Annotated in this window: 8 protein-coding genes; 3 read left to right on the forward strand and 5 right to left on the reverse strand. The window is 68.6% G+C overall.

Features of this window, described 5'->3' with window-relative positions; translation table 11 throughout:
• Positions 1–244: 244 nt before the first annotated feature.
• Complete coding sequence (gene dusB, locus AB0J10_RS28670) at positions 245–1,390, reverse strand: tRNA dihydrouridine synthase DusB (RefSeq protein ID WP_363065446.1); 1,146 nt, start codon at positions 1,388–1,390, stop codon at positions 245–247.
• A 162-nt stretch (positions 1,391–1,552) separates the two neighbouring features.
• On the opposite strand from dusB, the gene AB0J10_RS28675 reads away from it, so the two are divergent.
• Positions 1,553–1,843 carry a hypothetical protein gene (locus AB0J10_RS28675; RefSeq protein ID WP_363065448.1) on the forward strand — a complete coding sequence of 97 codons (291 nt, stop codon included), beginning with the start codon at positions 1,553–1,555 and terminating at the stop codon, positions 1,841–1,843.
• 2 nt (positions 1,844–1,845) lie between these two features.
• Here the strand turns inward: AB0J10_RS28675 and AB0J10_RS28680 are convergent, their stop codons facing one another.
• Both AB0J10_RS28680 and AB0J10_RS28685 read right to left on the reverse strand, forming a co-directional pair.
• The gene (locus AB0J10_RS28680; RefSeq protein ID WP_363065450.1) at positions 1,846–2,091 is read right to left on the reverse strand and encodes a DUF6158 family protein; all 246 of its coding nucleotides are present in this window, start codon (positions 2,089–2,091) and stop codon (positions 1,846–1,848) included.
• Between the two features lie 119 nt (positions 2,092–2,210).
• Positions 2,211–2,426, reverse strand: coding sequence for a DUF6243 family protein (locus tag AB0J10_RS28685; RefSeq protein WP_363065452.1), 216 nt, complete (start codon positions 2,424–2,426; stop codon positions 2,211–2,213).
• Between the two features lie 269 nt (positions 2,427–2,695).
• Here AB0J10_RS28685 and AB0J10_RS28690 point away from each other — a divergent pair, with 269 nt between their 5' ends.
• Together AB0J10_RS28690 and AB0J10_RS28695 are read left to right on the forward strand one after the other, a co-directional pair.
• The gene (locus AB0J10_RS28690) at positions 2,696–3,772 is read left to right on the forward strand and encodes an aldo/keto reductase (RefSeq protein ID WP_363065454.1); all 1,077 of its coding nucleotides are present in this window, start codon (positions 2,696–2,698) and stop codon (positions 3,770–3,772) included.
• 212 nt (positions 3,773–3,984) lie between these two features.
• Complete coding sequence (locus AB0J10_RS28695; protein WP_363065456.1) at positions 3,985–4,572, forward strand: TetR family transcriptional regulator; 588 nt, start codon at positions 3,985–3,987, stop codon at positions 4,570–4,572.
• Positions 4,573–4,651: 79 nt separating this feature from the next.
• Here AB0J10_RS28695 and AB0J10_RS28700 read toward each other — a convergent pair whose 3' ends face one another.
• Together AB0J10_RS28700 and AB0J10_RS28705 are read right to left on the reverse strand one after the other, a co-directional pair.
• The gene (locus AB0J10_RS28700; protein WP_363065458.1) at positions 4,652–4,870 is read right to left on the reverse strand and encodes a hypothetical protein; all 219 of its coding nucleotides are present in this window, start codon (positions 4,868–4,870) and stop codon (positions 4,652–4,654) included.
• A 105-nt stretch (positions 4,871–4,975) separates the two neighbouring features.
• Positions 4,976–6,358 carry a glycine--tRNA ligase gene (locus tag AB0J10_RS28705; RefSeq protein WP_363065460.1) on the reverse strand — a complete coding sequence of 461 codons (1,383 nt, stop codon included), beginning with the start codon at positions 6,356–6,358 and terminating at the stop codon, positions 4,976–4,978.
• Between the last annotated feature and the right edge of the window lie 487 nt (positions 6,359–6,845).

Here is a 6,845-nt window from a genome sequence, read left to right on the forward strand (position 1 = left end):
TGACCGAAAGCGGGAAATCGCCGCTCAGATGAGCGCTCCGAAAGGCATCTGAGTTCAATTATTGAACACAGAAGGGGTGGCACTCAGTGCCACCCCTTCCGAAGTCACAGTCACCCCGAGAGCGCTCATCTGAGCGCAACCCTTATCAGAGGTGGCGAGAATCACGCCGACGGCAACGACCGGATCCCACCATCCGGACCCGCTCGCACCCGGTCCCGGACCGGACTCCCGACCCGCCGCCCGATCAGCCCCCGGACGTGTCCAGCTCCGCATCCTCGCTCACACCTGCACAGTCGTACGGGTCCCTCAGCCAGCCGTCCGGCAGCACGACCCGGTTGTTCCCCGACGTACGCCCCCTCGGACCGTCCGCACCCGACGGCCACGGCTGGTCCAGATCCAGCATGCTCAGCTGAGCGCGCAACTCCTCCAGCGACGACGTCACCGCCAGCCGCTTGCGCATCTCCGACCCGACCGCGAACCCCTTCAGGTACCACGCCACGTGCTTACGGAAGTCGATCACGCCACGGGACTCGTCCCCGATCCACTCCCCCAGCAGCCGCGCATGGCGCACCATCACGTCCGCGACCTCGCGCAACGACGGACTCGCAGAGGCACCCGACCCCTCGAAGGCACCGACCAGATCCCCGAACAGCCACGGCCGGCCCAGACAGCCGCGCCCCACGACCACCCCGTCGCAGCCCGTCTCCCGCATCATCCGCAGCGCGTCGTCCGCCGACCAGATGTCACCGTTGCCCAGCACCGGGATCTCCGGCACATGCTCCTTGAGCCGCGCGATCGCGCCCCAGTCGGCCGTACCGCCGTAGTGCTGAGACGCGGTCCGCCCGTGCAGGGCGATCGCCGTCACACCCTCGTCGACCGCGATCCGCCCCGCGTCGAGATAGGTGATGTGGTCGTCGTCGATGCCCTTGCGCATCTTCATCGTCACCGGCAGACCGCCCGCGTTGCCGACCGCCTCGCCCAGGATCGCCCGCAGCAGGTTCCGCTTGTACGGCAGCGCCGAGCCGCCGCCCTTGCGCGTCACCTTGGGCACCGGACAGCCGAAGTTCAGATCGATGTGATCCGCCAGGTCCTCGTCCACGATCATGCGGACCGCCTTGCCGACCGTGACCGGGTCAACCCCGTACAACTGGATCGAACGCGGCGTCTCCGACGCGTCGAAGTGGATCAGCTGCATCGTCTTCTCGTTGCGCTCGACCAGCGCCCTGGTCGTGATCATCTCGCTCACGAACAGCCCCTTGCCCCCGCTGAACTCCCTGCAAAGGGTGCGGAACGGCGCGTTCGTGATGCCGGCCATGGGCGCGAGCACCACCGGGGGCTGTACGGCGTGCGGGCCGATGGACAGCGTCGAGGGCTGGGCGAGCGTGGTCATTGGACCATTGTCGCGCACTGTCAAGTTCATTAGTTAGACGTACTATGCATACGGGTCCGCACACCGCCCGTCCTCGCCCTCGGCCTCGTCACCGGCGACCACCGGGCGGTCAAGGCGACACACGCGGCCGAACCTGGCCGCGGGCACGAAGGAGGGCGCGTCATGACACTGATGCCCGAGCGACCGGCGACCACGGAAACCCCCCGTGACACCTCTTCGGCGACCCGGCTCGGACTGGCAGGACAAGGGCCCCACGGCAGGGCAGGCGTGCCCGTCCAACTGCTGCTGGACATGCACGAGCAGACCGCCACCGTGTTCCGGGAGCCCTCCGCCAAGGGGTGTCCGTCCCGGCGCAGGGACCCGTTCGGCGGGAAGCTGGAGATCCCCGACCCGTTCGGCTGCGAGCCCGACACCGGCGTGTTCGAGGTGCCCGCCGACGCGACGGAGAGCTGAGCTCAGGGCTCGTCGCACGTACGGGCCCGTGCGCCCTCCCGGGTCCGGGCCCGGGACGTGGCCCGCCGGGGGTGACGGCGGACGTACTCCGCCTCCAAGGCGCCCATCCGGGAAGTGTGCGTCTGCAGAGCGTCGTCGGAGCCGTACAGCAGGGTCTCGTGGCGGGTGCGGTGGATGGCCTCCAGCTCCTTCAGCAGCTGCCCGTCCTCCAGCCGCTCCGGCGGCACTCCGCGGTCCTGCTCGGCCATGACACACACCTCCGGTAGGTACGTCCCTTCCATCATGGCCCGGGATCGGGCGACCGCATCCGAGGACGAAGAGGGCCCGGACCACCAGGGTGATCCAGGCCCTTCGACATGAGACGGCGTCAGCTCTGCGCGTCGCTCGCGTCCTGGGAAGCCTCGCTGTCAGCACCGTCGGCACCCTGGGTGCGCTCACGCATCCTGCGCAGGAGCTCCTGCTTCTGGTCGGCGGCCGTCCGGCGGTCTGCCTGGCTCGCCGGACCGTTGCCCTGCTGGTCGGCGCGGGACAGCTTTCGGCGCTGTCCGCCCACGCCGAGGAGGTTGTTACGGCCCTTGGCCACGGGGTTCTCCCATCGTGGTGAGAAGTGATCCGGATGTCAGCTGGTGGGGGCGGGACGTGGCCGCCGCACTCTCACTCGTAGATCTGGAAGAAGGAGGGCATGCGCCGACGGTACCGGCAGGGGGCGGTACCGACACCCGATTTTCCGGCCTGGTGGCACGCGTCGCACACCTCACCACTCAATGACGACTGACAAATATTGAAATCTGTCAGTCGTCATGCCATAGTTGTCAGCGTCAGTGTCCCCACTCCCCCGAGGAACCCCCTTCCATGACCTCCCCCAACTCCCACAGCACCCACAGCACCCACAGCACCCCTGCCTCCCCACCCGTGCACCGCCCCCTCCCGACCCGTCCGCTCGGCGCCACCGGTCCCCGGGTCTCGGCGATCGGTCTGGGCGCCATGGGCATGTCGGCGCTCTACGGCGACGCGGATCGGTCGGAGTCGATCGCGACGATCCATGCCGCCCTCGACGCCGGCGTGACACTGATCGACACGGGCGACTTCTACGGCATGGGCCACAACGAGATGCTGATCGGCGAGGCACTGCGTGCCGCTCCGGTGGCGGACCGCGAGAAGGCGCTGATCAGCGTGAAGTTCGGGGCCCTCCGCGACCCGGACGGCGGCTGGTCCGGCTATGACGGCCGGCCGGCGGCGGTGAAGAACTTCGCCGCCTACTCGCTGCAGCGGCTGGGCGCCGAACACATCGACGTCTACCGCATCGCCCGTGTCGACCCGGACGTGCCGGTGGAGGAGACCGTCGGTGCGATCGCAGAGCTGGTCGAGGCGGGTCACGTCCGGCACATCGGCCTGTCCGAGGTCGGTGCCGACACGCTGCGCCGTGCGGCTTCCGTGGCCCCGATCGCCGATCTGCAGATCGAGTACTCGCTGATCTCCCGCGGTATCGAGGACTCGATCCTGCCCACGGCGCGGGAGCTGGGTATCGGTGTCACGGCATACGGCGTACTGTCCCGCGGTCTGATCTCCGGGCACTTCAGCGGGGGCCGGAAGCTGGCGGCCGATGACTTCCGGGGCATGAGCCCGCGCTTCCAGGGCGACAATCTGCGGCACAACCTCGATCTCGTGGAGCAGTTGCGCAAGATCGCGGAGCAGAAGGGCGTCTCGGTCGCCCAGCTGGCGATCGCGTGGGTGCTGTCGCGTGGCGAGGACATCGTTCCGCTGGTGGGTGCCCGGCGCCGGGACCGGCTGGCCGAGGCGCTGGGTGCGCTGGGGGTGGCGTTCGGGGAGGACGAGCTCGCGGCGATCGAGCGGGCCGTTCCGCGGGGGGCCGCGGCGGGTGAGCGTTATCCGGCGGCACAGATGGCGCATCTCGACAGCGAGCACTGACGTGTCACGGCGGGTGGCCGGGGTTCGGCACCCTCGGGGCCGGCGGTCGGGTTCCCCGTCGGCCGGCCCCGGGGTTGCCGGCCGTGCTGTGCCCGCGGGCCGTCCGCTGCGTGCCTGCCGTGCCCCTCGCGCCCGTGGGGCTTGCCGTGCCCGTCGCGCCGGGCGTCCGGCTGGTCCGGGTCGTGTCGGTGGGGGAGGGTAACGTCGGTGCCATGTCCACCACGGAGACCCTGACCGCCGACCGCATCCTCGAGGCGACCGAGGAGGTGCTGCGTCGTTTCGGTCCGTCCAAGGCGACGGTCGTCGACGTGGCGCGCGTGCTCGGGGTGAGTCACGGCAGTGTGTACCGGCATTTCCGCACCAAGGCGGCGCTGCGTGAGGCGGTGACGGCTCGCTGGCTGGGCCGTACCGAGGAGTTGCTGTCGGAGATCACGGAGGGGCCCGCCGGTTCGGCGGAGGAGAAGTTGCGGGCGTGGTTGTCGCGTCTGTTCGAGGCGAAGCGTCACAAGGCGGGTGACGATCCGGAGTTGTTCGCCACCTACGCGGTGCTGATCACCGAGGCCAGTGATGTGGTGGACGAGCATCTGGTGGTGCTGGTCAGCCAGTTGACGCGAATCGTCGAAGAGGGGGTGCGCGGCGGGGAGTTCGAGGCCGTGGATCCGGTGTCGGTGGCGCAGGCGGTGTTCGACGCGACGGCGCGTTTCCATGATCCGGTGTTTGCGCCGGAGTGGCGGAGGCCGTCGATCGACGACGAGTTCCGTGCGGTCTGCGAGTTGTTGTTGCGTGGTCTGCGGGTCTGACGGTTCGCGCCGCTCGAGGTGCCGTGCGGCCCGGACGGGGCGCGGGGGGGCTGTCCGAGTGGGGGTGTCCGGCTCGGGGTCAGTCGTTGCGGATGCGGTTGCCCGGGTCGACGGTGGCCTGGTGGGCGTCGGCGAGGTGTTCCTCGGCCTTGAGCCAGGGGAGGAATTGGGCGCCTTTGCGCCAGCCGCAGGTGTCGCAGGTGAGTGCCTTCTGTACGCCTGCTTTCCGGACGCGGACGGTGTGTTCGCGTCCGTGCTGGTCCCATCTGCTGACTTTGCTGCTGGTGGTGGACGGCATGGTGTGCCTCCTCTGCCGGCGGTCGACGAGTGGGCCCAGTGTGCAGCAAGGCCCCCGGTTCCGTACCCGGAACCGGGGGCCTTGTTGCCGTGGTGGGGGTGAACGTCAGCAGCCGAGAAGGCGGGTGGCGAGGTAGCCCTGGATCTGGTCGAGGGAGACGCGTTCCTGCTTCATGGTGTCGCGCTCGCGGACGGTGACCGCGTTGTCGTCGAGGGTGTCGAAGTCGACGGTGACGCAGTAGGGGGTGCCGATCTCGTCCTGGCGGCGGTAGCGGCGGCCGATGGCGCCGGCGTCGTCGAACTCGATGTTCCAGTTCTGCCGGAGGTCGGCGGCGAGGCCCTTGGCCTTCGGGGAGAGCTGGGGGTTGCGGGACAGCGGCAGGACGGCGACCTTCACCGGGGCGAGGCGGTGGTCGAGGCGCAGGACGGTGCGCTTCTCCATGACGCCCTTGGCGTTGGGGGCTTCGTCCTCGTTGTAGCCGTCGAGGAGGAAGGCGAGCATGGTGCGGCCGACTCCGGCGGCGGGCTCGATGACGTAGGGGGTCCAGCGCTCTCCGGCTTCCTGGTCGAAGTACGAGAGGTCGGTGCCGGATGCCTTGGAGTGGGCGCCGAGGTCGTAGTCGGTGCGGTTGGCGACGCCTTCGAGCTCGCCCCATTCGCTGCCGCCGAACTGGAAGCGGTACTCGATGTCGGCGGTGCGCTTGGAGTAGTGGGAGAGCTTCTCCTTGGGGTGCTCGTACCAGCGCATGTTCTCCTCACGGAGACCCAGGCCGGTGTACCAGTTCCAGCGCTGCTCCATCCAGTACTCGTGCCACTTCTCGTCCTCGCCGGGCTTGACGAAGAACTCCATCTCCATCTGCTCGAACTCGCGGGTGCGGAAGATGAAGTTGCCGGGGGTGATCTCGTTGCGGAAGGACTTGCCGACCTGGGCGATGCCGAAGGGCGGCTTGCGGCGGGAGGTCTGCTGGACCTGGGCGAAGTTGGTGAAGATGCCCTGGGCGGTCTCGGGGCGCAGGTAGGCGATGGAGCCGGAGTCCTGGGTGGGGCCGAGGTGGGTGGAGAGGAGGCCGGAGAACTGCTTGGGCTCGGTGAACTGGCCCTTGGTGCCGCAGTGGGGGCAGTTGATGTCGGTCAGGCCGCCCGCGGGGGCGCGACCGTGCTTCTCCTCGTAGGTCTCTTCGAGGTGGTCGGCGCGGAAGCGCTTGTGGCAGGAGGTGCACTCGGTGAGCGGGTCGGTGAAGGTGGCGACGTGGCCGGAGGCCTCCCAGACCTCGGTCGCCAGGATCACCGACGAGTCGATACCGACGACGTCCTCGCGCGAGGTGACCATGTAGCGCCACCACTGGCGCTTGATGTTCTCCTTGAGCTCGGTACCCAGCGGTCCGTAGTCCCAGGCGGCGCGCTGGCCACCGTAGATCTCGCTGCTGGGGTAGACGAACCCACGGCGCTTGCTCAGGTTGACGATCGTGTCGATCTTGTCGGCGGCCACGGTGCTCTCTTCATTACGACGACGAAGTGCGAATGCTTCAGATTACCGGCGCTCGTACCCCCTGTATCAAATCGGTTCGCCTCCTCGTTCGCGGAAGCGGAGGCGTGGGGGGACGTGCCATCGGATCCGGTCGTGGATGTCGTCGCCGGACCTGTACCAGTCCGGGTGATAGGTGATGCACGCTCCGTTCTCGCCGTAGAGGGTCCCGGTGCCGGTTTCGTCCGTGGAGAGGCCGGCGACGGCGTACCAGGGGATGGTGATCGCTCCGTCGGGCCACCATCGGGTGATGCCTTCGTCTCCGATGTAGAGGCGGGAGCGCCACGGTACGGGTCCGCGGAGTTTCGGTCGGTATTCGTCGGCTGTGGTGAGGGTGCCGGCGGGGAGTGGGGGGAGGGTGCCTCTATGTTTTTCGTCAAGCTGTGCGGGGGCTTCTCGGTTCGTAGAAGGTTCCGTCGCGGAGCATGGCGAACAGGACGCTGATGCGGTG

This window comes from Streptomyces sp. NPDC049887, assembly GCF_040656535.1.
Taxonomy (GTDB): Bacteria; Actinomycetota; Actinomycetes; order Streptomycetales; family Streptomycetaceae; genus Streptomyces.

Coding starts and splice junctions, on each gene's coding strand:
- dusB (WP_363065446.1), bottom strand. CDS start 1,390: ATGACCACGCTCGCCCAGCCCTCGACGCTGTCCATCGGCCCGCACGCC.
- AB0J10_RS28675 (WP_363065448.1), top strand. CDS start 1,553: ATGACACTGATGCCCGAGCGACCGGCGACCACGGAAACCCCCCGTGAC.
- AB0J10_RS28680 (WP_363065450.1), bottom strand. CDS start 2,091: ATGGCCGAGCAGGACCGCGGAGTGCCGCCGGAGCGGCTGGAGGACGGG.
- AB0J10_RS28690 (WP_363065454.1), top strand. CDS start 2,696: ATGACCTCCCCCAACTCCCACAGCACCCACAGCACCCACAGCACCCCT.
- AB0J10_RS28695 (WP_363065456.1), top strand. CDS start 3,985: ATGTCCACCACGGAGACCCTGACCGCCGACCGCATCCTCGAGGCGACC.
- AB0J10_RS28700 (WP_363065458.1), bottom strand. CDS start 4,870: ATGCCGTCCACCACCAGCAGCAAAGTCAGCAGATGGGACCAGCACGGA.